This window comes from Cellulomonas sp. GbtcB1 (assembly GCF_019091725.1).
Lineage (GTDB): Bacteria > Actinomycetota > Actinomycetes > Actinomycetales > Cellulomonadaceae > Cellulomonas.
Map to the genome: position 1 here is coordinate 1 of NZ_JAGXJG010000255.1, position 271 is coordinate 271.

Consider the following 271-nt stretch of genomic DNA (forward strand, 5'->3'; position numbering starts at 1 on the left):
CCAGGTGGCTCATCAGCGAGTTCAGCGCGGGCACCCGGTACGGGGACGAGCCGAGGAACACCGCGTGGTAGCCGAGCACCTGGCGCAGCACCGGGTGGGCGGTCGTCGCGGCGACCTTGTCCGCCAGCGACCGGGACAGCAGCGACGCCAGCGTCCCGGAGCGCCGCGCGACGTCCCCGGTGATCGCGCGGTCCGGCCGCACGAACGTCGTGTAGAGGAAGTGGTCCAGCGCCGTGCGGTACGCGTCCGTCGACTCCGCGGTGTACCGGCG

General features: G+C 73.4%; 1 pseudogene. It reads right to left on the bottom strand.

Annotation, left to right across the window (positions count from 1 at the left end):
- A pseudogene (locus KVT14_RS20410) lies at window positions 1-271 on the bottom strand (phytoene desaturase); the annotation flags it as partial.